This is a genomic window from Enterobacter sp. 302C9 (assembly GCF_034106085.1).
GTDB classification, from domain to species: Bacteria; Pseudomonadota; Gammaproteobacteria; order Enterobacterales; family Enterobacteriaceae; genus Enterobacter; species Enterobacter asburiae_B.
Window position 1 is genome coordinate 979,122 of the sequence record NZ_JAWNBW010000001.1, and the last position, 25,331, is coordinate 1,004,452.

General features: G+C 59.5%; 20 protein-coding genes and 1 other RNA gene. 7 read left to right on the plus strand and 14 right to left on the minus strand.

Features of this window, described 5'->3' with window-relative positions; genetic code table 11:
- Position 1 precedes the first annotated feature (1 nt).
- The 4 genes from UR289_RS04795 to UR289_RS04810 are packed head-to-tail and all read right to left on the minus strand — an operon-like array spanning position 2 to position 3,995.
- Positions 2–1,393 carry a GntP family permease gene (locus tag UR289_RS04795; RefSeq protein ID WP_039262085.1) on the minus strand — a complete coding sequence of 464 codons (1,392 nt, stop codon included), beginning with the start codon at positions 1,391–1,393 and terminating at the stop codon, positions 2–4.
- A gap of 14 nt (positions 1,394–1,407) precedes the next feature.
- Positions 1,408–2,619: an acetyl-CoA C-acetyltransferase gene (locus tag UR289_RS04800; RefSeq protein WP_320709238.1), complete on the minus strand. Its 1,212-nt coding sequence runs from the start codon at positions 2,617–2,619 to the stop codon at positions 1,408–1,410.
- A 9-nt stretch (positions 2,620–2,628) separates the two neighbouring features.
- The gene (locus UR289_RS04805) at positions 2,629–3,285 is read right to left on the minus strand and encodes a CoA transferase subunit B (RefSeq protein WP_029740425.1); all 657 of its coding nucleotides are present in this window, start codon (positions 3,283–3,285) and stop codon (positions 2,629–2,631) included.
- A gap of 2 nt (positions 3,286–3,287) precedes the next feature.
- The gene (locus UR289_RS04810; protein ID WP_320709239.1) at positions 3,288–3,995 is read right to left on the minus strand and encodes a CoA transferase subunit A; all 708 of its coding nucleotides are present in this window, start codon (positions 3,993–3,995) and stop codon (positions 3,288–3,290) included.
- 140 nt (positions 3,996–4,135) lie between these two features.
- Here UR289_RS04810 and UR289_RS04815 point away from each other — a divergent pair, with 140 nt between their 5' ends.
- Positions 4,136–5,059, plus strand: coding sequence for a LysR family transcriptional regulator (locus tag UR289_RS04815; RefSeq protein ID WP_033145286.1), 924 nt, complete (start codon positions 4,136–4,138; stop codon positions 5,057–5,059).
- Here UR289_RS04815 and UR289_RS04820 read toward each other — a convergent pair.
- The 8 genes from UR289_RS04820 to UR289_RS04855 form a co-directional block, all read right to left on the minus strand.
- The gene (locus UR289_RS04820) at positions 5,026–5,805 is read right to left on the minus strand and encodes a heme ABC transporter ATP-binding protein (protein ID WP_033145287.1); all 780 of its coding nucleotides are present in this window, start codon (positions 5,803–5,805) and stop codon (positions 5,026–5,028) included. The two genes, UR289_RS04815 and UR289_RS04820, sit on opposite strands and share 34 nt — an antisense overlap.
- Positions 5,798–6,790, minus strand: coding sequence for a FecCD family ABC transporter permease (locus UR289_RS04825; protein ID WP_058840776.1), 993 nt, complete (start codon positions 6,788–6,790; stop codon positions 5,798–5,800). The genes UR289_RS04820 and UR289_RS04825 overlap by 8 nt, the downstream gene beginning before the upstream one ends.
- The gene (locus tag UR289_RS04830; RefSeq protein WP_213730127.1) at positions 6,790–7,611 is read right to left on the minus strand and encodes a heme/hemin ABC transporter substrate-binding protein; all 822 of its coding nucleotides are present in this window, start codon (positions 7,609–7,611) and stop codon (positions 6,790–6,792) included. The genes UR289_RS04825 and UR289_RS04830 overlap by 1 nt, the downstream gene beginning before the upstream one ends.
- The gene (locus UR289_RS04835; protein ID WP_320709241.1) at positions 7,608–8,636 is read right to left on the minus strand and encodes a hemin-degrading factor; all 1,029 of its coding nucleotides are present in this window, start codon (positions 8,634–8,636) and stop codon (positions 7,608–7,610) included. The genes UR289_RS04830 and UR289_RS04835 overlap by 4 nt, the downstream gene beginning before the upstream one ends.
- 35 nt (positions 8,637–8,671) lie before the next feature.
- The gene (locus UR289_RS04840; RefSeq protein WP_320709242.1) at positions 8,672–10,654 is read right to left on the minus strand and encodes a TonB-dependent hemoglobin/transferrin/lactoferrin family receptor; all 1,983 of its coding nucleotides are present in this window, start codon (positions 10,652–10,654) and stop codon (positions 8,672–8,674) included.
- A 77-nt stretch (positions 10,655–10,731) separates the two neighbouring features.
- On the minus strand, positions 10,732–10,914 hold the full coding sequence (gene hemP, locus UR289_RS04845; RefSeq protein ID WP_032638304.1) for a hemin uptake protein HemP: 183 nt from the start codon (positions 10,912–10,914) through the stop codon (positions 10,732–10,734).
- Between the two features lie 209 nt (positions 10,915–11,123).
- Complete coding sequence (gene aroH / locus UR289_RS04850) at positions 11,124–12,170, minus strand: 3-deoxy-7-phosphoheptulonate synthase AroH (RefSeq protein WP_320709243.1); 1,047 nt, start codon at positions 12,168–12,170, stop codon at positions 11,124–11,126.
- Positions 12,171–12,322: 152 nt separating this feature from the next.
- The gene (locus UR289_RS04855) at positions 12,323–13,156 is read right to left on the minus strand and encodes a pyruvate, water dikinase regulatory protein (RefSeq protein WP_023311315.1); all 834 of its coding nucleotides are present in this window, start codon (positions 13,154–13,156) and stop codon (positions 12,323–12,325) included.
- Between the two features lie 335 nt (positions 13,157–13,491).
- Between UR289_RS04855 and ppsA the strand changes: the two genes are divergently transcribed.
- The 3 genes from ppsA to UR289_RS04870 all read left to right on the plus strand — a co-directional run bounded on the left by ppsA (position 13,492) and on the right by UR289_RS04870 (position 19,883).
- Positions 13,492–15,870, plus strand: a complete 2,379-nt coding sequence (gene ppsA, locus UR289_RS04860; RefSeq protein ID WP_023311316.1) for a phosphoenolpyruvate synthase — start codon at positions 13,492–13,494, stop codon at positions 15,868–15,870.
- A gap of 233 nt (positions 15,871–16,103) precedes the next feature.
- Positions 16,104–17,504 (plus strand): MFS transporter, encoded by a 1,401-nt coding sequence (locus tag UR289_RS04865; RefSeq protein ID WP_320709244.1) that lies wholly within the window; start codon positions 16,104–16,106, stop codon positions 17,502–17,504.
- Between the two features lie 3 nt (positions 17,505–17,507).
- Positions 17,508–19,883, plus strand: coding sequence for a glycoside hydrolase family 3 N-terminal domain-containing protein (locus tag UR289_RS04870; protein WP_320709245.1), 2,376 nt, complete (start codon positions 17,508–17,510; stop codon positions 19,881–19,883).
- 5 nt (positions 19,884–19,888) lie between these two features.
- Here UR289_RS04870 and rprA read toward each other — a convergent pair.
- An RNA gene (gene rprA, locus UR289_RS04875) (antisense sRNA RprA) lies at positions 19,889–19,996 on the minus strand.
- Positions 19,997–20,205: 209 nt separating this feature from the next.
- Positions 20,206–21,321: an AI-2E family transporter YdiK gene (gene ydiK / locus UR289_RS04880; protein ID WP_033145295.1), complete on the minus strand. Its 1,116-nt coding sequence runs from the start codon at positions 21,319–21,321 to the stop codon at positions 20,206–20,208.
- 199 nt (positions 21,322–21,520) lie between these two features.
- Here ydiK and UR289_RS04885 point away from each other — a divergent pair, with 199 nt between their 5' ends.
- The 3 genes from UR289_RS04885 to UR289_RS04895 all read left to right on the plus strand — a co-directional run bounded on the left by UR289_RS04885 (position 21,521) and on the right by UR289_RS04895 (position 25,264).
- On the plus strand, positions 21,521–24,577 hold the full coding sequence (locus UR289_RS04885) for an FAD-binding and (Fe-S)-binding domain-containing protein (RefSeq protein ID WP_320709246.1): 3,057 nt from the start codon (positions 21,521–21,523) through the stop codon (positions 24,575–24,577).
- Entirely contained in the window at positions 24,574–24,984 is a 411-nt protein-coding gene (gene menI / locus UR289_RS04890) for a 1,4-dihydroxy-2-naphthoyl-CoA hydrolase (RefSeq protein ID WP_023311321.1), read from the plus strand. Before UR289_RS04885 ends, menI begins: the two co-directional genes overlap by 4 nt.
- A gap of 85 nt (positions 24,985–25,069) precedes the next feature.
- Positions 25,070–25,264, plus strand: a complete 195-nt coding sequence (locus UR289_RS04895) for a YdiH family protein (RefSeq protein WP_003857766.1) — start codon at positions 25,070–25,072, stop codon at positions 25,262–25,264.
- Positions 25,265–25,331: the final 67 nt, after the last annotated feature.

The following is a 25,331-nucleotide window of genomic DNA, read 5'->3' on the forward strand; positions in this document are numbered from 1 at the left end:
CTTACACAATGCCGGTCAGATAGAACACGGCAATGACAAAAAGCACTGCCAGACTTTTAATGAGGGTGATAGCGAAAATGCCGCCGTAGGCCTGACGATGGCTCAGGCCGGTAATCGCCAGCAGGGTAATCACCGCGCCGTTATGGGGAAGGGTATCCATCCCCCCGCTCGCCATCGAGGCCACGCGGTGCAGAACCTCAAGCGGGATATTGGCTGCGTGGGCGGCGGCGACAAACGAGTCTGACATGGCGGCGAGGGCAATGCTCATCCCGCCGGACGCCGATCCGGTGATCCCCGCGAGGACGGTCACGCTGATGGCCTCATTCAGCAGCGGATTCGGGATGGCCGCCAGCGCTTTGGATAACACCAGGAACCCGGGCAGGGCGGCGATCACCGCGCCGAAACCGTATTCCGAGGCGGTATTCATCGCCGCCAGAATGGCACCGCTCACCGCGGTCCGGCTGCCTTCAGCCAGACGCCCCCGAATATTGCGAAAGCCAAAAATCAGCACCAGCACGATACCGGAGATCAGCGCAGCCTCGACGGCCCAGATGGCGGTGATCTTGCCCACCTCGGTCACAATCGGTTTCGCCAGGCCGGGCAGAGTAAGCTCGTGGGTCGTGCCGTACCAGCCGGGGATCCAGCGGGTAAACAGCAGGTTCAGTATGCCCACCACCAGCAGCGGGGAGATAGCAATCAGCGGGTGCGGAAGGTTAATGTTATCCGGCGTTTCGGGTTCATTTTTCAGATCCGTGCCGTAGCCTTCGTTGTTATTGAACGCCTTACGACGCTGGCGCTCCAGCCAGAGCAGGCCAAAGACGATAATAAACAGAGAGCCAATAAGCCCAAGCCACGGCGCGGCCCAGGCGTTCGTGCCAAAGAAGCTGGTGGGGATGATATTCTGGATCTGCGGCGTGCCGGGCAGGGCGTCCATGGTAAACGAAAATGCCCCCAGCGCCACGGTGGCCGGGATCAGCCGCTTAGGGATGCCGCTCTGGCGGAACAGTTCCGCGGCAAACGGATACACTGCAAACGCCACCACGAACAGCGACACGCCGCCGTAGGTTAACAGCGCACACACCAGGACAATCACCGGAATGGCGTGGCGACGGCCGAGGATCTGAATCGCGGCCGCGACGATGGATCGTGAGAAACCGGAAAGCTCAATCAGCTTGCCGAAAACGGCCCCCAGCAGGAACACCGGGAAGTAGAGCTTGACGAAGCCCACCATTTTTTCCATAAACAGACCGGTAAACGTCGGGCCGACGGCACCCGGATCGGTCAGCAGCACGGCGCCGAGCGCCGCAATCGGCGCAAACAAAATAACGCTGTATCCGCGATAGGCCGCCAGCATCAGCAGCGCCAGCGCCGCCAGGGCAATTAACACGCTCATTACGACTCCTCACTTTAGTTATTATTCGGGTACCAACGAGATGCATACCGCTCGACGGTCAGAGCAATGCCTTGCCCGCCGCCCACGCACAGGGTGACGAGCCCTTTTTTGACGTCACGGCGCTGCATTTCGTACAGCAGCGTCACGAGGATGCGGCAGCCGGAGGCGCCAATCGGATGACCCAGGGCGATAGCGCCGCCGTTAACGTTCACCCTGCGCTCATCCCAGCCGAGCTGCTTGCCCACCGCCAGCGCCTGGGCGGCAAAGGCTTCATTGGCTTCAATGAGATCCACGTCATCGAGCGTCCAGCCCGCCCTCGCCAGCGCCGTCCGGCAGGCGCTGACCGGACCGATGCCCATTACCGACGGGTCAACGCCCGTCACGGCGTAGCTCACGATGCGACCGAGGATCGGCAAACCGCTCTCCCGCGCCTTTTCGCCGCTCATCAGCAGCACCGCGGCGGCACCGTCGTTGAGCGTCGACGCATTTCCGGCCGTCACCGTGCCTTCCGCCTGCAAAAAGGCGGGGCGCAGCTGCGCCAGCTGCTCAGCGGTAGTGCCAGGCCGGGGTTGTTCGTCACGGCTGACGATAAGCGGCGGTTTTTTGCCCTGTTTTACCGTCACCGGCGCTATCTCGGCGTCAAACCGACCCGCTTCAATGGCAAAGGCCGCTTTTTGCTGCGACCGGGCGGCGAAGGCGTCCTGCTGCTCGCGGGAAATGGCATTCTCACGGGCGACGTTTTCAGCGGTGATCCCCATGTGGTAATCGTTGAACGCGTCCCACAGCCCGTCGGTAATCATGCTGTCCTGCAGGCCCGTATGGCCAAAACGCAGCCCTGAACGCGCGCCGTCCAGCAGATAGGGGGCGTTGCTCATGCTCTCCTGACCGCCAGCGATGGCCACGTTCGCGTCGCCGCAGCGGATCGCCTGCGCGGCGAGCTGCACCGCTTTTAGGCCCGCGCCGCACACCAGGTTGACCGTTGTCGCCGGCGTGCTGACGGGTAATCCGGAGGCGATGGCCGTCTGACGCGCGGGGTTTTGCCCGCATCCCGCCGTCAGCACCTGTCCGAAAATCAGTTCATCTACCTGTTCTTCGAGAAGATTGCTGTTCTCCAGCAGTTGCCGCACCGCGACGGCCCCCAGTTCAACCGCCGAAAGGGACGATAGCGAGCCGCGAAAACTGCCTATGGGGGTCCGCGTTGCCCCGACAATCATGACTTCTTTCATCGTGAGTCCTCAGTTGAAGCGCATCTCGCGAACGTCGTCCGCCACAATCATTTTTCCGGCTGTCTTAGCCGCAATTTCGTCGATACTGACGCCGGGAGCGTATTCCCGCAGGATGAACGCGCCGTCCTCGATCTCCAGCAACGCGAGGTCGGTCAAGACCCGACGGATGCAGCCCGCGCCCGTGAGCGGCAGCGTGCAGCGCGGCAGCAGCTTAGACTCACCGCTTTTCGAGGCGTGGGTCATCACCACAATGATGTTCTGCGCCCCGGCGACGAGATCCATTGCGCCGCCCATGCCCTTGACCATCTTTCCGGGGATCATCCACGAGGCGATATTGCCCTCGACGTCCACTTCAAACGCGCCCAGCACGGTCAGATCCACATGACCGCCGCGGATCATGGCAAACGACTGGGCCGAGTCGAAAATGGCCGCGCCGGTGCGTGCGGTGACGGTCTGTTTACCGGCGTTGATCATGTCGGCGTCAAGGCTCTGCTCGTCAGGAAAAGCCCCCATCCCCAGCAGCCCGTTTTCCGACTGAAGCATCACGTCCATCCCGTCCGGAATGTAGTTCGCCACCAGGGTAGGAATACCGATCCCCAGGTTGACGTAATACCCGTCGCGCAGCTCGCGGGCGACGCGCATGGCCATCTGTTCACGGGTTAACATCGTCAGACTCCTTCCGCGCGCAGGGTGCGCTGTTCGATGCGTTTTTCAAACTGGCCGACAATCAGCCTGTCGACGTAAATTCCCGGGGTATGAATGGCCGACGGGGGCAGCTCGCCCGGTGCAACAATCTCTTCCACCTCAACGACCGTTATCCGGCCCGCCGTTGCCATCAGCGGATTAAAATTTTGCGCGGTATGCCGATAGACAACGTTGCCGTACCAGTCCGCTTTCCAGCCCTTAATGAGCGCGAAATCTCCCACAATCGCCTCCTCGAGGATGTAGTGCTTCCCCGCAAACTGGCGCACGTCTTTGCCGGTAGCCACGGGCGTGCCGTAGCCGGTGGCCGTGTAAAATGCCGGAATGCCCGCGCCGCCCGCGCGCACCTTTTCCGCCAGCGTGCCCTGAGGCGTGAGTTCAATCTCCAGTTCGCCGCTCAGCACCTGCCGCTCGAACAGGGCGTTCTCGCCGACGTAAGAGGCCACCACTTTGCGAACCTGCCGCGTTTCGAGCAGTATCCCGAGACCGAAACCGTCCACGCCGCAGTTGTTTGATACCACCGTCAGATCTTTCACCTGACGGCGTCTGACCTCTGCAATCAGGTTCTCCGGAATCCCGCACAGGCCGAAGCCGCCCGCCAGCAAGGTCATTCCGTCCGTCAGCCCTTCCAGCGCCTGCGCATAGCTGCCGACGCGCTTGTCCAGTCCCGCCATAGTTATCCCTCCCGTTATCCGTGCCGGTATCATTAGGGACGGCGACTCATTTGTTAATTTTGAATTTGTGACCCACTCATTTGGTTTTTTTATTAATTTACTGTTAACTAAATTTTTTCAATTAGTTAACAGGATGGAAAATGAGAATGAGTGTCAAACAGTTACGCGCGTTTTTAGCGGTAGCTCACACTCTCAATTTCGCGCACGCCAGCGAACGGCTGAATCTTTCCCAGCCGGCCCTGAGCCTGACGATTAAAGCGCTGGAGGATGCGCTCGGCGGACCGCTGCTGCAGCGGAGCACGCGCAAGGTCGCGCTGACGCAGGAGGGAGAGACGTTTTTGCCGATGGCGCGCCAGCTGCTTGCCGACTGGGATAACGTCGAAGAGGCGATGCACCAGTGCTTTACCCTGCAGCGCGGTAAAATTTCGGTTGCGGCCATGCCGTCGTTTGCCGCGAATGTCCTGCCCGAGGTGCTAAAAGCGTTTCGCGATCGCCATGCCGGGATCAACGTCACCGTGCATGATGTCATTAACGAGCAGGTGATAGAGATGGTGCGGGAAGGGCGGGTCGAGATGGGCATCGCCTTTGAGCCCGCGCCAACGCACAACCTGCTGTTTACCCCGCTGGGCCTCGACAGGTTTGTGGCCATTGTGCCAAAAGATTCCTCGCTGGCAGGCAAGAAGCGCCTGTCATGGGAAGAGCTGCTGACGCTGGATTTCATCACCCTGCAGCGCCCTTCGGCGGTACGTCTGATGATGGAGGAGGAGCTGGCGCGAAGCGGCAGAAAGCTGGACGTGGCGCTGGAGAGTCATCAGCTGGTGACGGTCGGGCGAATGGTCGCGAGCGGGCTGGGCGGCAGCGCCGTTCCGGCGCTCTGCGAGGCGCAGATGACGGCGCTGGGCGCGGTCTGTATTCCGCTGGATAACCCGCCGATAGAAAAGTGCATTGGAGCGATCCATCCAGGACACACGCAGCTCTCTAAAGCGGCGCATGCCCTGCTGGAAACGCTGAAAGATTTTTACCAGCCCAATCAGGGGGCGAGAAACACCTGCGGCGCGGCGTGAGCCGGATGCCTGCCGACGATAACCTGCGCGCCGTACCAGCGCGCCAGCGCGTCGGCCTGCAAAACGGTTTCCGGTGCTCCCTGGGACACGATTCTGCCGTCATGCAGCAGCAGGATGCGGTCCGCCCACAGCGCCGCCAGATTAAGGTCGTGCAGCACCGCGCAAACGTGCAGATGACCCCGACGGGTCAGGGATTTCAGCAGGCGCAGCAGATGCTGCTGGTGATAGAGATCCATCGCAGACGTGGGTTCATCAAGGAACAGCCAGCCGCGCGGCGCGCCGTCGCACCAAAGCTGAGCCAGCGCGCGGGCGAGCTGGATGCGCTGCTGCTCGCCGCCGGAGAGTGCGGCAAACTGCCTGCCCGCCAGCGGTAAACAGCCGGTGACGGCCATGACCTCCTCAATAACCGTCGCTTCAGGCGTGCGGGTCCAGGGCGCTCGCCCCATACCGACGACCGCCTCAACCGGCCAGTCAAATCCGAGCTGCGTGTTCTGGCGCATTACCGCCCGGTAGCGGGAAAGCCTGTTCGGCTGCCAGGCCGCAAGCGGTGTGCCCGCCAGGCTGCACCGTCCGCCCGCAGGTTTAAGGTAGCCGGTCAGCAGCCGCAACAGCGTTGATTTCCCGGCGCCGTTGGGGCCAATCAGCGCCACCAGCTCGCCCTGAGATAAGGTCAGCGACACGTCGTCAATCAGCGTCCGTTGTCCGGCGCGAAAAACAAGGTTTTCAGCACAATAGCGTTCAGCCATGCGCACCTCCGCGACGAAAGATAAGCCACAGAAACCACGGCGCGCCGAGAAGGCTGGTCAGTAAGCCGACCGGCATTTCCGCCGGTGCGACCAGGCTGCGCGCCAGCGTATCGGCAACCAGCAGAAGCAACGCGCCGGCCAGCACCGAGCCGGGGAGCACGGCCCGGTGGTCGGCTCCCAGCCACATGCGCACCAGGTGCGGCACCACCAGGCCGACAAAGCCGATCACGCCGCTGACCGCAACGGCGGCGGCCACCAGCAGGGCGCTGCACAACAGCAGGATCCGCTGCACGGCGGCAACCTCCACGCCGAGGTAATGTGCCTCTTCGTCGCCCAGCTGCAGCAGGTTGAGGGCGCCTGCCAGACGCCAGATCGCGAGCACGGTGGGAACCATCAGCGACGCGACGACCAGCAGCGTTGACCACTGCGCCTGGCCGAGGCTGCCCATTCCCCAGAGCGAAAGCTGGCGAAGCTGGGCATCATTGCTGAGCCATGACAGCACCCCGACGGCCGCGCCGCACAGGGCGTTGATAGCAATTCCCACCAGCAGCAGGCGCGACAGGGAAGCGTCACGCTGACGGCTGAGCAGGAAAATCACGAAGGTGGCGGCCAGCGCGCCGAGAAACGCCGCCAGCATCGGGGCATACAGCATCACCAGTGCAGGCAGCGAGAGCGGAAGAACCACCCACAGCGCAACGGCGAGCGCTGCGCCGCTGCTGATGCCGAGCAGTCCCGGGTCTGCCAGCGGATTTCGAAACAGCCCCTGCATCACGCAACCCGCCAGCGCCAGTGAACCGCCGATCGCCAGCGCCAGCAGCACGCGAGGCAGGCGGATTGTCAGCCAGATTTGACGCAGCGCCTCGTCGGTCCCGTTCCACATCAGGCTGATCGGCAGGTGTAATGCCCCAACCCCGGTCGCTGCGAGCGTCATGATGGTCAGGATCGCGGTCAGCATCCATAACGATAAGGCGATCCGCCGGGACATCAGGGCAGCAGCTCCGCTTTGGCACGCAGCTGCTGGATGGCTTCCGGCGTTCGCACGCTGAAGCCCAGCAGCGCCATATCGTCAATCGCCAGCACCTGCTTGTTCCGTCCCGCCGGGGTTTGCGCCAGGCCGGGCAGCGTCCACAGATTCGCTTCACCGCCCAGGGCGTTGAGACCGTCCTGAGAAATCACCACCAGATCGGGTTGGCTGGCTATCGTGCCTTCCTGAGACAGCGGCTGATAGCGGGTAAACCCCTGCATCGCGTTCTGCAGCCCCGCCGCACGAATGGCAGCATCCGCGCCGGTCTGTTGTCCGGCGGCCATGGCGGTCATCCCGCCGTGGTTGAGAATAAACAGTACCCGCTTATTGAGCGGCGACGCGGGAAGCGCCGACAGTGCCTGGCGCAGCGTGCTGCGCAGGACCTCCCCCTCGACCTCGCGGTGCGTCGCTTCAGCGACGATCCGCACCTTTTCGTCAATGACGTTCAGGTCGTTACTGGCAGGAACAGCGATCACCCTGACGTGGCTTTGCTCAACCTGCTTTAGCGCCAGAGACGGCTGCGCCTGAGCGCTGGCCAGCACCAGCGTGGGGCGCATGGATAAGATCCCTTCCGCATTGAGCTGGCGCAGATAGCCCACGTCAGGCAGCGAATTCGCCGGCTGCGGCCACTGGCTGGTGCTGTCGCGGGCCACCAGCGAGGGCGCCGCGCCGAGAGCGTAGACAATCTCGGTGACGTCGCCGCCGAGGGTAACGATTTTCTCCTGCGGCGCCGCAGACGCCAGCAGGGGCAGGGCGCTAAGCAGGGCAAGCCACCGTTTCATGCGGTCAGCCCTTTCGCCGTTAAGGCGTCAATCTGGCTGCGCCACTGGCTCTGCTCCGGTTCGCCTTCCGTACGCTGGCCGTACAGCTGGGCGATTTGCGTTCCGTCGGCGGCAAACAGCTCCAGGCTGGTGACATGCCCGTCAGCCGTCGGCTTGCGCGTGACCCACGTTTCCGCAATGGATCCTTCAAGCAGATGCAGGGTAAAGGTTGGGTTAAAGACGTTCAGCCAGCCTTTCATTGGCACCAGCTTTTCCACCGCGCCGGTGAAGATCTGCACGCAGCCGCGGTTGCCGACGAAGACCATGATTTCGTTACCGTCCCGACGCGCCGTCTCCAGGAGCTGCGCCAGCGCGGTGTTTTCTACCCGGCAGGCCAGATCGTCACCCACCAGGCGAAACGCCTGCTGGCGGCTGAGGTTATGGCGCTTGAGCAGGCTGAAGAACTGATGAACGTCGGTCATGGCGCGCCACTCGTTATCCACGAGAGCGGCATTTGCGTTTTCTGCATGAGCCGGAGCATCGGCTATCCTCAACGCCAGCGGCGGGTTGTCGGCAAAGATAAAGCGGGTCAGCACGTCGCCCCAGGCGGAAACGTCGGTGTTGTCCGTGGCGTAGACCTTCAGCAGGGCATCGCCCTGGTGATCGAAGAACTGAATGCTCTGCCGCTCGCCGCGTGCGGTGGCTTCACTGATGTGAAACACGCTCGACCACTGGTTGAGGAACAGGCGCAGATCCAGCGCGCGCGGGTTCAGCACCAGCCCGGCGTGGCCGTTCAGGTGCTGGTTGGTAAATCTCCCGACCTGCTCGTGTACGGCGTATTCGTTGCGGCAGATACATTTGGTTTCGCCCACCGCCTCCAGCGCGCCCAGGATCTCGCGGATTTCACCGCGCAGTCGCCAGGCGTCGTGACCTACGCGGGCAAAGGTCAGCTCTGCTTCACTGATGTTCATTAACCCCGCGACGTCGCGCGCGTACATACCCGGATTGGCTTCTTTTAGCTCAAGCCAGCGCGTGTAGTGATTCATTGTCTCTTCCTTCTGAATAGTTGCCCCGAAGGGAATTACCACTGATAGCTTACGAAAATCTTACCGTTACGACCGTCCTGCGGAATGCCCTGAGGTGACCAGTACGCTTTGTCAAAGGCGTTGCCCAGCACCAGCGTGGTGGTCACGCCTTTGAGCCGCTCCTGGCCTTTGTAGCTCACGTAGAAATCGTTGACCGCATAGCCCGGCTGCTTGCTGTAGCTGCCGCTGATATGCGTTGAGCGATCGACAAAAGTACCGATCCAGCCGACGGAGAACCCGCTTTGCGCCACCGGGATATCCAGCTTGCTGGTGACGGTGTCCGGGTTAATGCTGGAGATGTACTCGCCCGTATCGGTGTCTTTCCCGCGCGTGCGGTTGTAGGCCAGATCGAGGCTGAAGAGATCGGCCGAGTATTTTGCCATCATATCCCAACCCCAGATTTTGGCGTTCGGAACGTTGTACGACATGGTGGTCGCGGCGGCAAAATCGACGGTGGTGGAGATATAGTCTTTGGCTTTGGTGTCGAAATAGCTGGCTTTAAACTCCAGCGCATCGTTGGCAAGCAGCAGATTGTCAAAGCGCAGGCCAAAACCAAACTCCTGCGTTTCGTTGGTTTCCGGGCGCAGGTTCGGGTTTGGCACCCAGTAGTTGGTATAGAAGCGGCCAATGGAGAAGTGTTTGGCGTCGTTATACATTTCGCCCATGGTCGGCGCGCGGAAGGCCTGCGCGTAAGAGCCAAACAGCATCAGCCAGTCGGTTGGGCTGATGGTTAACCCGGCGCGGGATGACCACTTGTCTGCATCCACATCTTTGTAGCCGTCGCTGCTGCCGCGGTAGCTGTCATAGCGCGTGCCGCCCAGCAGGGTAACAGGCAGATCGCGCAGGGTGATCTCATCCTGCAGCCAGCCGGAGCTGAAGTCGATTTTCGCGTCCGGGAAGCCGGTGGTTGCCCCGCCCGGATGCTGCTCCTGACGATAGTATTCCCCGCCGTAGGTCAGAAGGTGTGCTGCAAAGGTGTCGCTGAACAGACGGGTGCGGTTTTCCACCTTGCCGCCTTTGGTGGTCTGCTTGCGGAACTCACCGCTACCGTCGACGTTCTGGGCATTAATGCGCGCTTCGGACCAGTAGACCTTCGCGTCGGCGTCCAGCCAGTCGTACCCTTCCGGTGAAATGTGGTAGCCAACCTGCGCATCGCGCTGGATGGTGGAGCGGTCAGTCATCGGGTTACTGCTGTCCGCCCCGGTGGTTTGCGGGTTTTTCGGCTCCTGAGCGGCGTTGTTGTAGTAGCGCAGGGAGCCGCTCAGGGTCTGGGCGGGGTCGATTTTCCAGCTGCCTTTCGCCAGCATGTTGTTGATGGATTCGTCGTTAGGCGCGATTGCACCGTCGCTCTGGCGGACATCACCGCGATCCCGGCTGGACCAGGAGACCAGACCGTCAAGCGTATCGGTGCGGCCGTAGGCGCTGGCCCCCATCCCGAGGCTATGATCGCCCGTTGCGCCCGTTCCAAACACGCGGTAGCCGCTGTTTTTACCCGGTTCGAGCAGATCGTTGGCATCGGCGGTGTCATAAGAGATCACGCCGCCCAGCGCGCCGCTGCCGTACAGCAGGGCCGACGGGCCGCGGACCACCTCGATACGTTTGATTAGCGCGGGATCGAGAAAGGTGCTGTTCAGGTGACCGGTGTCGGTGCCCTGACGCACGCCGTCAACCAGCACCAGCACGCCGCGACGGTCATAGCCGCGCAGGTTGACGTCCTGCCCGTTAGTGCGCCCAGTGCCGTCCAGCGTCAGACCGGGGACGTTACGCAGCAGGTCGGCCGCCGAGCTTGCGGTTTGTTTCTCCGGCGCGCTGGCGTCAATTACGCTTACCATCATGGGCGCTTCAAAGGTGCTGCGGGCGTTGCCCGTGGCGGTGACGGTAATGTCGTCTGTGGCGGCGAACGCGACGCCCGGTAGGGTACTGGCAATCGCCAGCGCCAGAAGTGACGGACGTAAAGATGCGGAAGGCAGGTGTGGCATAGCAACTCTCCATAAGAAGTGAAAAGCGCTGGCTGCCTGGGGATAACCTGGGTGGCTGGCGTATTTTTAAGTGTTGTTTATTTTGTGAGGATCAGTTTTCCGGCATGGGTCTGGCGCAGAAGATAGCGCTGTCCGTCATGCTCGATAATGACCCGTCCCTCATCGCCGAGGAGGGTTTTGCTGTCAATGCGACGCTCGGCGGGGGCTGGCGCTGTGTGTGTTTTTGCTGGCGTTGCCGCGCTGTTATCCGTACGTGACATAATGTTTATAAATAACAATCAATGTAACAATGATAATCATTATCAATAAACTGCAAATTGACGGCAAGCATTTTTGTGAAAAAAGGGTGAGGGGATCAAATTTGGGGGTGAGGTGCGGTCTGATGCCCTCACTCCGACCCTCTCCCACAGGGAGAGGGAGAAGGGCACAATCGTAGGTCGGGTAAGCGCAGCGCCACCCGACAATAACATCAGAAGCGAGAATCTACCGCAGCTGCCAGCTTTTCCAGCAGCAGTTCGCTGTCTTCCCAGCTCAGGCACGGGTCGGTGATCGACTGGCCGTAAACCATCTGCTGTCCGGCAATGATTTTCTGCGTGCCTTCTTTGATAAAGCTCTCAGCCATAATCCCTGCAACGGCAGTCGAGCCGCTGCGGATCTGCTGACAGATCTCATCGCAGACGTCCAGCTGGCGGCGATGCTGCTTCTGGCAGTTGCCGTGGCTGAAATCCACCACCAGATGTTCCGGCAGGTCGAATTCGGCCAGCGTTTCACAGGCCGCCGCAATATCCTGGGCATGGTAATTGGGTTTCTTCCCGCCGCGCATAATGATATGCCCGTAAGGGTTACCGCTGGTCTGGTAGATGGTCATATGACCGCTCTTGTCCGGCGACAGGAACATGTGGCTGGCACGGGCAGCGCGGATGGCATCAACCGCGATACGGGTGTTGCCATCGGTCCCGTTTTTGAAGCCGACCGGGCAGGAGAGGGCAGAGGCCATCTCACGGTGGATCTGGCTTTCGGTGGTGCGCGCGCCAATCGCGCCCCAGCTGATCAGATCGGCGATAAACTGCCCGGTCACCATATCGAGAAACTCGGTCGCCGTCGGAACGCCCAGTTCGTTGACCTGTAAAAGCAGCTTACGTGCCAGCTCGATACCGTGGTTAACGCGATAGCTGCCGTTGAGGTCAGGATCGGAAATCAGGCCTTTCCAGCCCACCACGGTGCGCGGTTTTTCAAAGTAGGTGCGCATCACGATCTCAAGGCGATGCTGGTACTTATCCCGCAGTCCCTGGAGTCGTTTTGCATAATCCATCGCGGCATCCAGATCGTGGATGGAGCAAGGCCCAATCACCACCAGAAGACGTTTGTCTTCACCGTTCAGGATTTTTTCAATGCGGCGGCGGGAGGCCGTCACATGTTCCGCGACGGCGGCGGAAACGGGATGCCGCTGTGCCAGTTCAGCCGGCGTGACCAGGCTGTCAATGCGCGCAGTGCGGAGTTCATCGGTTTTATTCATGGAATGTCTCAGAAAATTTTTGCTTCATCGGCAGACTACCGGGAAGTGATGGGCATCACCTTAAACCAATCCCTGCTGATTTCAAGTTCGGGGCGACACCGCCCCGTGGTTGCAGGTGATGATACCTGAATCTGAGCTAATGTACTAGCATATTAGTACATGCGGCGATTAAGCCCCATGATGTCGAGAATTTTGGTGGCAATTTCTTCAACCGAATAGTTGGTGCTGTTCAGCCACGGGATCTGGTTTTTGCGGTACAGCGCTTCCACTTCGGAGACCTCCATCCGGCACTGGCGCATGGAGGCGTAGCGGCTGTTCTCGCGACGCTCCTCGCGGATGGCCGCAAGGCGTTCAGGGTTGATCGTCAGGCCGAACAGCTTGTGCTGCAGCGGCTTAAGGGCGGCGGGCAGCACCAGGTTATCCATATCGTCGGCGATAAACGGGTAGTTTGCGGCGCGAATGCCAAACTGCATCGCCAGATAAAGGCTGGTCGGGGTTTTGCCGCAGCGCGACACGCCAAGCAGGATCACCTGCGCCTGGTCGAGATTTCGCAGCGAGATACCGTCGTCGTGGGCCAGGGTGTAGTCGATAGCGGCGATACGCGCGTCGTACTTGGTCAGGTTGCCGGGGTTCAGCCCGTGGGTTCGGTGGGCAATCGGGGTCGGGTCGAGCTTAAGCTCGCTCTGCAGCGGCGCCACCAGCGCCTGCACGATATCCTGGCAGAAGCCTTCACTTTGCAGAATGATGGAGCGAATCTCGGGGATCACGATAGAGTAGAACACCAGCGGGCGGACGCCGGTCTGCTGGTAGATGGCGTCAATCTGGTCCTTCACCGCTTTGGCGCGGCTCTCGTTTTCGACAAACGGCAGCGTGATGCTGTTAATCGAGACGGGAAACTGCGACATCACCGCGTGGCCCAGCACCTCGGCGGTGATCGCCGTACCATCAGAAATATAAAAAACGTGGCGATCGACAGCACTATCCATTTTACTCACCCTGAATATCAGACCTAATTGTCTGAAAGCATAAATTAAAAAAGTAAATTACACAGCAAAGAACTTATCCTAATTATGAATGAAACACTGTTTTTGATTTTCCTGAAAAGTGGATTTCATTTTTCAAATAGCGACTTTATTTTTGGGGTTTCTGGCTGAATATAGAGGAATCATCGGGTTAATCGTTGATGGGAAAGTATCCGAAAAGTTGAAATTTTAAATTGCTTACACGATTCACCGTTTTTTTAGCGGAAATAAATATGCCAGTATAAATACGTAGTCAGGTGTTACTTACTCCGATCAAATATCACAAAAGGATTGTTTCGATGTCCAACAATGGCTCGTCACCGCTGGTGCTTTGGTATAACCAACTCGGCATGAATGATGTAGACAGAGTTGGGGGCAAAAATGCCTCCCTGGGTGAAATGATTACAAATCTGTCAGGTATGGGTGTCTCCGTACCGAACGGGTTTGCCACCACCGCCGATGCCTTTAACCTGTTTTTAGACCAGAGCGGTGTTAACCAGCGCATTTACGACCTGCTGGATAAAACGGATATTGATGACGTTACCGAGCTTGCCAAAGCCGGGGCGCAGATCCGCCAGTGGATCATCGACACACCTTTCCAGCCGGAACTGGAAAAAGCCATTCACGACGCGTACAACCAGCTCTCTGCTGACGATGCGCAGGCCTCCTTTGCCGTACGTTCCTCTGCGACCGCAGAAGATATGCCGGACGCCTCGTTTGCCGGGCAGCAGGAAACCTTCCTGAACGTCCAGGGTTATGATGCGGTGCTGGTGGCGGTGAAGCACGTGTTTGCTTCCCTGTTCAACGATCGCGCCATCTCCTATCGCGTGCACCAGGGCTACGACCATCGCGGCGTGGCGCTCTCCGCTGGCGTGCAGCGCATGGTGCGCTCGGACGTGGGCTCATCCGGCGTGATGTTCTCCATTGATACCGAATCCGGCTTCGACCAGGTGGTGTTTATCACCTCCGCGTGGGGTCTGGGTGAGATGGTGGTGCAGGGCGCGGTAAACCCTGACGAATTCTACGTCCACAAGCCTACGCTGGCTGCTGGCCGTCCGGCGGTGGTGCGCCGCACCATGGGCTCGAAAAAAATCCGCATGATCTATGCCCCGACCCAGGAGCATGGCAAGCAGGTTAAAATTGAAGATGTACCGCAGGAGCAGCGCGACCGCTTCTCCCTGACCGACGCCGAAGTGCAGGAACTGGCGAAGCAGGCGGTGCAGATCGAAAAACACTACGGCCGTCCGATGGACATCGAATGGGCAAAAGACGGTAACACCGGCAAGCTGTTTATCGTGCAGGCGCGTCCGGAAACCGTCCGCTCGCGCGGTCAGGTGATGGAGCGTTATACGCTGCACGCGCAGGGTAAAATCGTGGCGGAAGGCCGCGCCATCGGCCACCGCATCGGTGCCGGTCCGGTCAAAGTGATCCACGACATCAGCGAGATGAACCGTATTGAGCCAGGCGACGTGCTGGTGACCGACATGACCGACCCGGACTGGGAACCGATCATGAAGAAAGCGGCGGCTATCGTCACCAACCGCGGCGGTCGTACCTGCCACGCGGCGATCATTGCCCGCGAGCTGGGCATTCCTGCGGTTGTCGGCTGCGGTGACGCCACCGAACGCATGAAGGACGGCCAGAACGTGACCGTCTCCTGTGCCGAAGGCGATACCGGCTACGTCTACGCCGATATCCTCGACTTCAGCGTGAAGAGCTCAAGCGTGGATACCATGCCGGACCTGCCGCTGAAGATCATGATGAACGTCGGCAACCCGGACCGCGCGTTTGACTTCGCCTGCCTGCCGAACGAAGGCGTTGGCCTGGCGCGTCTGGAATTTATCATCAACCGTATGATCGGCGTTCACCCGCGCGCGCTGCTGGAGTTTGACGACCAGGATCCGAAGCTGCAGAACGAAATCCGCGAGATGATGAAAGGCTACGACTCACCAAAAGAGTTCTACGTCGGTCGTCTGACCGAAGGGATCGCGACGCTGGGCGCCGCCTTCTATCCGAAACGCGTGATCGTGCGTCTGTCAGATTTTAAGTCTAACGAATACGCCAATCTGGTAGGCGGCGAGCGCTACGAGCCGGAAGAAGAGAACCCGATGCTTGGCTTCCGCGGAGCCGGACGCTACGTGTCCGACAGCTTCCGCGACTGCTTCGCGCTGGAGTGCGAGGCGGTGAAACGCGTGCGCAACGACATGGGGCTGACCAACGTCGAAATCATGATCCCGTTCGTGCGTACCGTTGATCAGGCGAAAGCCGTTGTGGACGAGCTTGCGCGTCAGGGTCTGAAGCGCGGCGAGAACGGGCTGAAGATCATCATGATGTGCGAAATCCCGTCCAACGCCCTGCTGGCCGAGCAGTTCCTGGAGCACTTCGACGGCTTCTCTATCGGCTCGAACGACATGACGCAGCTGACGCTGGGTCTGGACCGCGACTCCGGGGTGGTCTCCGAGCTGTTCGACGAGCGCAACGAGGCGGTGAAAGCGCTGCTCTCCATGTCCATCCGCGCGGCGAAGAAGCAGGGTAAATACGTCGGGATCTGCGGTCAGGGTCCATCCGACCATGAAGACTTTGCCGCATGGCTGATGGAAGAGGGGATCGATAGCCTGTCCCTGAACCCGGACACCGTGGTGCAAACCTGGCTGAGCCTGGCGGAACTGAACAAGTAACGCCACGCTGACCCGAAAAGGCGAGGATATTATTCCTCGCCTTTTTTATTTCATTTCTTATTTGCTCCCCATCACAAATAAAGTAAAAAACCAAATATCATAATTTGTCTGTCAATTTAGACAATTGTTAGCGCGCAAACCGTTGCTAATACTTGAGCCTTACTGCGCATTTCCCTTAAGAAGATGCGCAACTGGTTGAAATACGTTTTAACCTGATAAAAAGGCAAATAACAATGACTCTCTCCTCTGTATTGCGTACCAAAGATAAAATAGGTTATGGCTTAGGCGATATGGCCAGCGCGCTGGTCTGGCAAACGGCAACCTTATTTCTCGCTTATTTTTATACAGACGTATTTGGGCTGCCCGCCGCGATTATGGGCACCATGTTTTTAGTGGTGCGCGTGGTCGATGCGTTTGTCGACCCGTGCATTGGCGCACTGGTTGACCGCACCCGGACGCGTCACGGACGTTTCCGTCCCTGGCTGCTGTGGTTTGCTATCCCGTTTGGCGTGAGCTGCCTCATTACCTTCTATGTGCCGGACGTTGGGCCGACGGCAAAAATCGTTTACGCCTGCGTGACCTACGCGATTTTAAGCCTGATTTACTCCGCGATTAACGTGCCTTACTGCGCCATGCCCGGCGCGCTGACGCTGGACCCGCGCGAGCGTCATTCTCTGCAGTCGTGGCGCTTTGGCCTGTCGTTTATCGGCGGGCTGATCGTGACGGTTATTGCCCTGCCGCTGGTCTCACTGTTAGGCCAGGGCAACGTGCAGAAAGGCTATTTCTATGCCATGAGCCTGATGGGTCTGCTGGGAATTGTGCTGTTCTTCTGCTGTTTCCTGATGACCCTCGAGCGTTATTCTCCGCGCAATGATACCTCCGGCTCCATGCTCACCGATTTAAAACTGCTGGCCGGGAACAGCCAGTGGCGTATTGTGTTCCTGTTTAATATTTTGCTGTTAACGGCGGTGGTGACGCGCGGTTCCGCCACCATGTATTACGTGAACTATGTGCTGCTGCGTCCGGATCTGGTTTTTGCCTTTATTGTTTCCGGCATGGTGGCCTCCTTAAGCGGCGCATTATTATCTGAACGGCTGCTGGGGAAATTTGACCGCGTGCGCGCCTACCAGTGGACGATTATCTCCTTCGTTATCTTCGGCGCGCTGATTTTCTTCCTGCCTCCTTCACAGGTGTGGCTAATCTTTGGCCTTAACATCGTCTTTAGCTTTATTCAAAACCTCACCACGCCGCTGCAGTGGACCATGTTCTCCGATGTGGTCGACTACGAAGAGCACCGCAGCGGCCGTCGTCTGGACGGGCTGGTCTTCTCCACCGCGCTGTTTGCCATCAAGTTTGGCCTGGCGCTGGGTGGGGCGGTCGTCGGCTGGGTGCTTGGCATGGTGGATTACGCCCCGGGCCAGGCAACCCAGGCGCCAGGCGTTCTCTCGACCATTAACGCGCTGTTCACCCTTATCCCTTGCGCGCTGTTCCTCTGCATGGTCGCGCTGCTTGCTATCTACAAACTCAACAGCCGGCTGGTGGATTCCATCGCCAGGGAGCTGGCCAGCAAGCGTGAAGTCAGACTCGAAGCGGGGCAGCTTCGCCCGGCAACCCCTTCCGCACTACAGGAGTAAAACATGACGACTATCTATAAGGACGCGGGACGTCCCGTGCACGAGCGCGTCGCCGATTTACTGGCGCGCATGACCCCGGAAGAGAAGTTCGCCCAGATGCACGCGTACTGGCTGATCCTCGATGAAAACGGTAACCACCGCGAGCGCAGCGATCTGAGTGACGAATTCGCCGGCGTGAGCGAGCAGGCTGCGCTCAGCGAACGGCTGAAGCTGGGCGTCGGGCAGATCACGCGGCCGCTGGGCACCCACATCGTTGACGCGAAGACCGGCGTGCGCGCGGCGAACCGCCTGCAGCGCATGATGATGGAAGAGACGCGGCTCGGCATCCCGGCGCTGTTCCATGAAGAGTGTCTGGTGGGGCTGCTGTGCAAAGATGCTACTCTGTTCCCGTCGTCATTGAACTACGGTTCGACCTGGGATCCGGAGCTGGTGCAGCGGGCGGCAGAGCAGATTGGCAAAGAGGCGCGCTCCGTCGGCTGCCAGCAGGGGCTGGCACCGGTGCTGGACGTATCCCGCGACGTGCGCTGGGGGCGAACGGAAGAGACCTTCGGGGAGGATCCCTGGCTGGTGGGCGTAATGGCGACCGCCTACGTGAAGGGCTTACAGGGCGATAAGCGCGATCTGCTGGCGACGCTCAAGCATTACGTGGGGCATTCGTTCAGCGAAGGAGCGCGCAACCATGCGCCGGTCCACCTGGGGTTCAGCGAGCTGAACGACACCTTCCTGCTGCCGTTCGAAATGGCGGTCAAGCTGGCAAACGCCGGTTCGGTGATGCCCGCGTACCACGATATTGATAACCAGCCGGGGCACAGCGACAGCTTCCTGTTGACCACCGTCCTGCGAGAGCAGTGGGGGTTCGACGGGATTATTGTCGCGGACTACGGCGGCGTAAGCCTGCTGCACCAGCACCATGGGATTTCCCACGATGCGGCCGAATCTGCTGCGCTGGCGTTCAACGCCGGGCTTGACGTCGAGCTGCCGAAAGATGACTGCGCGCGGCATCTGGCGGAAGCGGTAGAGCGCGGGCTGATCTCTATGGCGAAGGTCGACGAGATCGTGGCGCGTACGCTGACGGAAAAATTCCGCCTTGGCCTGTTTGAAAAGCCGTACGCGGATGAAAACGGTATCGACCTGCAAAATACTATCACCCGACAGGCCGCGCGGGAGGTGGCGACGAAATCGATCACGCTGCTGGAAAACAACGGCATTTTACCGCTCGGGGGCAAACCCCGCGTGGCGGTAGTGGGGCCGACGGCAGACGATCCGCTGGCATTACTCAACGGCTACAGCTTCCCGGTGCATTTGATCATCAGCGATATGGTGGAAGAGACCTCGCAGGTCACGACCCCGCGCGCGGCGCTGGAGCAGTATCTCGGTGCATCGAACGTCCGCTATGCCAAAGGGTGCCACATCATCGAAAAACGGATGGCGGGCGCGCCGGTCTTCCCTGGCGACAGCGGCGGCAAACCGATGCAGCAGTCGCCGGTATCGCAAAGTACCGCCCCGATCCCCGAGGCCGTGAACGCCGCGCAGGAGAGTGACGTGGTGGTGGCCTGCGTGGGCGATCTCGCCGGGCTGTTCCAGAGCGGTACCGTGGGGGAAGGTTCCGATACCGACTCCCTGAACCTGCCGGGCGTGCAGCAACAGCTGCTGGAAGCGCTGGTCGCCACCGGTAAACCGGTGATTGTCGTGATGACCGGGGGGCGTCCATACAACCTGCAGGGTCTGGAAGATAAGGTCGCGGCGCTGATGATGGCCTGGGCGCCGGGGCAGGAAGGGGGCTGGGCGATTGCGGACGTGTTAACCGGGCGTGCGGAGCCGCAGGGTCGTCTGGTGGTGAGCGTACCGAAAAGCGCCGGTGCGATGCCGTATTACTACAATCACAAGCTCAAAAGCGGCGGCACGCCGTTTGCGTTCCATTTCGGCTCACGTTACCCGTTTGGCTTCGGCCTCGGCTGGACGACGTTTAGCTGGGGCGCTGTCCGCGTCGCCGAAAGCAGCGTACCGGTCGACGGTGAGGTGAGGCTGAGCGTGGATATCACCAATACCGGAGAGCGCAGCGGCAGCGAGGTGGTGCAGGTTTACGTCAGGGATAAGGTCGCCACGCAGGTGCGGCCGCTTCAGGAGCTGAAGGCCTTCCAGCGCGTCACGCTCTCGCCGGGAGAAACCGCCACGCTCACCTTCACGCTGCCGGTTGAGATGTTCAACTTCACCCGTCGCGACGGAAAACGCATCGTCGAGCCGGGCGAGTTTGAGCTGCAGGTTGGCGCATCGTCGGCGGATATCCGCGAGACGGTGATGGTCAATGCGACAGGGGAAACGCGGGTGCTGCCGGCTGAGTGGCGGATGCTCAGTACCTGTGAGGTTCAACGCGCGTAGTCAGAATAAAAAAAAGCCCATCGTGGGAGATGGGCAAAGACTACACACAGCAATTCGTTGTTTCACTCAGGGGATTTCCATGCTTATAAATCAAGGTGTTGATTTATAACCGTGTGCTAATAGTAGGCATTGTGTTATTTAGCGTCGATCGGATTCGTCTCAATAGTTAAAGAGACGTAAAGAATTCTTGAGGTTATTAGCAGACTTATTGCTGAAAAGGCGGGTCTGACCAGTGAGCAACGAATAAATACTTTAGCAGTGTTTAAGTATCATGCGGGAAAGTGTAGGCCGGGTGAGCGTTAACGCCACCCGGCAGCATACCTTAATGCGTGTTCTTCTCTTCCAGCTCTTCCAGTTCGCTCAAAATCACGTCCGGGTCAGTTCCCGGCGGCGGAATTTCATGCACCCAGGCAGAGAACAGACGCCAGGTGACGGCGAGCAGCACCGGGCCGATGAACAGGCCAATCATGCCAAAGGCAATCAATCCGCCAATGACCCCGGAGAGGATCAGGATCAGCGGCAGGTCTGCGCCCATGCGGATGAGGATCGGACGAATCACGTTATCCATGGTGCCGACCACGCAGCTCCAGACCAGCAGCACCGTTCCCCACGTGGTATCGCCCGTCCAGTAGAGCCAGATAATGCTGGGAACCAGCACCAGCAGAGGTCCCAGCTGTGCAAGACAGGTCATCAGCATGACAACGGTGAACACGGTGGCGTACGGTACGCCGGAAATCGCCAGACCGATCCCGCCCAGCACCGCCTGCACCAGCGCGGTGACCACCACGCCCAGCGCAACCGCGCGCACGGCCTGCGCGGCCAGCAGCACCGCCGCGTCACCGCGTTTGCCCGCCAGGCGGGTGGCAAAGTGACGAACGCCTAAAGCCACCTGCTCGCCGCGCCAGTAGAGCAGGGCGCTGAAGAGCAGCATCAGGGTACAGTGCATCATAAAGCGGCCGATATGCGCCGCCTGCCCGACAAACCAGGTGGTGGTGGTGCCAATGTACGGGCGGACTTTTGCCATCAGCGCGCTGCCGCCCATCTCCAGCAGGCTATGCCAGCCGCTGTAGAGTTTGGCGCCCACCAGCGGAATGCTGTTCAGCCAGGCGAGATCCGGCAGCGTCAGGTCGCCGCTGCTAATGGCGCGAATAACCGGGCCACTCGAATCCACCAGGCTATTTACCAGCAGGGCAATCGGAATGATAAACAGCAGGAACAGCAGGAGCGTCATGACCAGCACGGCGAGCCCGCGACGGCCGAACAGCAGCTTCTGCAAGCGCAGCAGCAAAGGCCACGTGGCCACGACAACGGTCGCTGCCCACGCAAAGCCGAGAATAAAGGGTTGAACAATCCACAGACACGCAATAATCATGAGGGCCAGAAACAGCACCGACAGCAAAATTTGCGCAACATCCCTGGGCTGGCGAAGATTGACCATAAATGAAACTTTCCTTAAAAGAACGCCAGTACAACTGGCGGGAACGGAAAACCGCGTCTCTTTAATCATTAATGATCTCAGCGGTTTTTAACAGGCGAATTCTGCCTGTAATTCAGCAGAGATTATAAGAAAAAAATGTGATAAAACTTTTAAGATACACGCAAACGATTTCATACAACTCTAATTAGGGTCGACAGTCATGATCCCACAGATTTCTCAGGCACCTGGCGTCGTTCAGCTGGTGCTTAATTTTTTGCAGGCACTGGAGCAACAGGGTTTTACAGGTGATACCGCCACGAACTATGCCGACAGGCTGACGATGGCGACCGATAACAGTATCTACCAGCTTCTTCCCGATGCCGTGGTTTTCCCTCGTTCAACGGCCGACGTCGCGCTTATCGCCCGGCTGGCCACGCAGGAGCGGTTTGCCTCGCTGGTCTTCACGCCGCGCGGCGGCGGCACCGGGACCAACGGTCAGGCGCTAAACCAGGGCATCATTGTTGATATGTCGCGCTATATGAACCGCATCATTGAGATCAACCCGGAAGAGGGGTGGGTGCGGGTCGAAGCGGGCGTCATCAAAGATCAGCTTAATCAGTATCTCAAGCCGTACGGTTACTTTTTTGCCCCCGAGCTTTCCACCAGCAACCGCGCGACCCTTGGCGGGATGATTAACACGGATGCCTCCGGGCAGGGCTCGCTGGTCTACGGTAAAACTTCCGATCACGTGCTGGGCGTGCGTGCGGTGCTGCTGGGCGGCGACATCCTCGATACCCAGCCGATGCCGGTTGAACTGGCGGAAACGCTGGGCAAAGACAACACCGCCAGCGGGCGCATCTATCGTACCGTGCTGGAACGCTGCCGCGACAACCGCCAGCTTATTCTCGATAAATTCCCCAAGCTGAACCGCTTCCTGACCGGTTACGATCTGCGTCACGTCTTCAACGATGACCTGACCCAGTTTGATTTAACCCGCGTGCTGACCGGCTCCGAAGGAACGCTGGCGTTTATTACCGAAGCGCGGCTGGATATCACCCGGTTGCCGAAGGTGCGCCGTCTGGTGAACGTCAAATATGACTCCTTCGACTCCGCGCTGCGCAATGCGCCGTTTATGGTGCAAGCGCAGGCGCTGTCGGTGGAGACCGTCGACTCTAAGGTGCTCAATCTGGCCCGGGAAGATATTGTCTGGCACTCCGTAAGCGACCTCATTACCGACGTGCCGGATAAAGAGATGCTCGGTCTTAATATCGTGGAATTTGCCGGCGATGATGCGGAGCTGATTGAGCGTCAGGTCACCACGCTCTGCCAGCGGCTGGACGAGCTGATAGCGCAGAGTGAAGGCGGCGTGATCGGCTGGCAGCTCTGTAACGATCTGGCCGGGATTGAGCGTATCTATGCGATGCGTAAAAAAGCCGTGGGCCTGCTCGGCAATGCGAAAGGGGCGGCGAAGCCCATTCCCTTTGCCGAAGATACCTGCGTGCCGCCCGAGCATCTGGCGGATTACATCGTGGAGTTTCGCGCCCTGCTGGACAGCCACGGCCTGAGCTATGGCATGTTCGGCCACGTCGACGCCGGGGTACTGCACGTGCGTCCGGCGCTGGACATGTGCGACCCGCAGCAGGAGATCCTGATGAAGCAGATCTCCGACGACGTGGTGGCCTTAACCGCCAAATACGGCGGTCTGCTGTGGGGGGAGCACGGGAAAGGGTTCCGCGCGGAATACAGCCCGGCATTCTTCGGCGAACAGCTCTACGCGGAATTGCGTAAGGTGAAAGCGGCGTTCGACCCGCATAACCGCCTCAACCCGGGTAAAATCTGCCCGCCTGAGGGTGTTGATGCCCCGATGCTGCAGGTGGATGCCGTCAAGCGCGGCACCTACGACAGGCAGATCCCTATTGCGGTGCGCTCGTCCTGGCGCGGCGCGATGGAGTGCAACGGCAATGGCCTGTGCTTTAACTTTGATGTGAAAAGCCCGATGTGCCCGTCGATGAAAATCACCAGCAACCGTATTCACTCGCCGAAAGGGCGGGCGACGCTTGTGCGCGAGTGGCTGCGTCTGCTGGCCGACCGCGGGGTGGATCCGCTCAAGCTGGAGCAGGAGCTGCCGGAAAAACGGGCCAGCCTGCGCTCGCTGATTGAGCGCACCCGCAACAGCTGGCATGCCAACAAGGGCGAGTATGATTTCTCCCACGAGGTGAAAGAGGCGATGTCCGGCTGTCTGGCCTGTAAAGCCTGCTCCACCCAGTGCCCGATTAAAATCGACGTGCCGGAGTTCCGCTCGCGTTTCCTGCAGCTTTACCACACCCGATACCTCCGCCCGGTGCGCGACCATCTGGTGGCGACGGTGGAAAGCTACGCGCCGCTGATGGCGCGTGCGCCAAAGACCTTCAACTTCTTTATCAACCAGCCGCTGGTGCGCAAGCTCTCCGAAAAACACATCGGCATGGTCGATCTGCCGCTGCTGTCGGTGCCGTCTCTGCAGCGCCAGCTCGTCGGTCACCGTTCGGCGAACATGACTCTGGAACAGCTGGAGGCGCTCGCTCCGGAGCAAAAAGCCAGTATGGTGCTGGTGGTGCAGGATCCGTTCACCAGCTACTACGATGCGCAGGTCGTGGCCGATTTTGTCCGTCTGGCGGAGAAAGTGGGTTACCAGCCGGTGGTGCTGCCGTTCTCTCCCAACGGCAAGGCGCAGTACATTAAAGGTTTCCTGAACCGCTTTGCGAAGACCGCGCAGAAAACGTCTGACTTCTTAAACCGCGTGGCGCAACTCGGGATACCGATGGTCGGTGTCGATCCGGCGCTGGTGCTTTGCTATCGCGATGAATACAAGCAGACGCTGGGCGATAAGCGCGGTGATTTCAACGTCATGCTGGTGCACGAGTGGCTTCCGGTGGCGCTGGCAGATAAAGCCGTTCAGGATGTCAGCGGTGAACCGTGGTATCTCTTCGGCCACTGCACGGAAGTGACCGCGCTGCCGGGTGCCCCCGCGCAGTGGGCGTCCGTTTTTGCCCGCTTCGGTGCGAAGCTGGAGAGCGTCAACGTAGGCTGCTGCGGGATGGCCGGAACCTACGGACACGAAGTGAAAAACCACGCCAACTCGCTCGGCATCTATGAGCTGTCCTGGCATCAGGCGATGCAGCGTTTGCCGCGAAACCGCTGTCTGGCGACGGGCTACTCCTGTCGCAGCCAGGTAAAACGGGTAGAAGGTAACGGTGTGCGTCACCCATTGCAGGCTTTACTGGAGATAATTGGATGATCTGGAAACGTGCCGTGACGCTGCAGGCGCTGAACGCCATGGGCGAGGGGAATATGGTGGGGCTGCTGGATATCCAGTTCATCCGCATTGGCGACGATGAGATTGAGGCCACCATGCCCGTCGATAGTCGCACCCACCAGCCGTTTGGTTTATTGCACGGCGGGGCCTCCGTCGTGCTGGCCGAAACGCTGGGCTCGGTGGCGGGGTATCTCTGTACCGAAGGGGAGCAGAAGGTTGTCGGACTTGAGGTGAATGCTAACCACATTCGCTCGGTGCGCAGCGGGCGCGTGCGCGGTGTTTGCCGCGCGCTGCACGCCGGAAGCCGCCATCAGGTGTGGCAGATAGATATTCTCGATGAGCAGGATCGCCTGTGCTGCTCGTCGCGGCTGACCACGGCGGTTGTGTAAAGTTTTCAGATGTTTTGCCTTTGGTCAAAAACTAGCCAGTGCGTTGTGATATACTGGTCAGGTTTTGTACATAAGCGAGGACATCATGGATACTGAAATAACCCCAACACAGCTGGCAATTGAATATTTACGTCGCGATAAGAGCAACCTGTCTCCGGCGCAGTACCTGAAAAAGCTGAAACAGCTTGAGCTGGAATTTACAGATTTGCTGGCGCTCTCTTCGAATGAACTGAAAGAAGAGATCTACTTTGCCTGGCGGTTGGGCGTTCACGTCCATTGAGTACATGAGAATAAAAGGGCCGCGAGTGCGGCCTTTTTTGTGTCTGAAATTCAGTATCGGGCGGCGG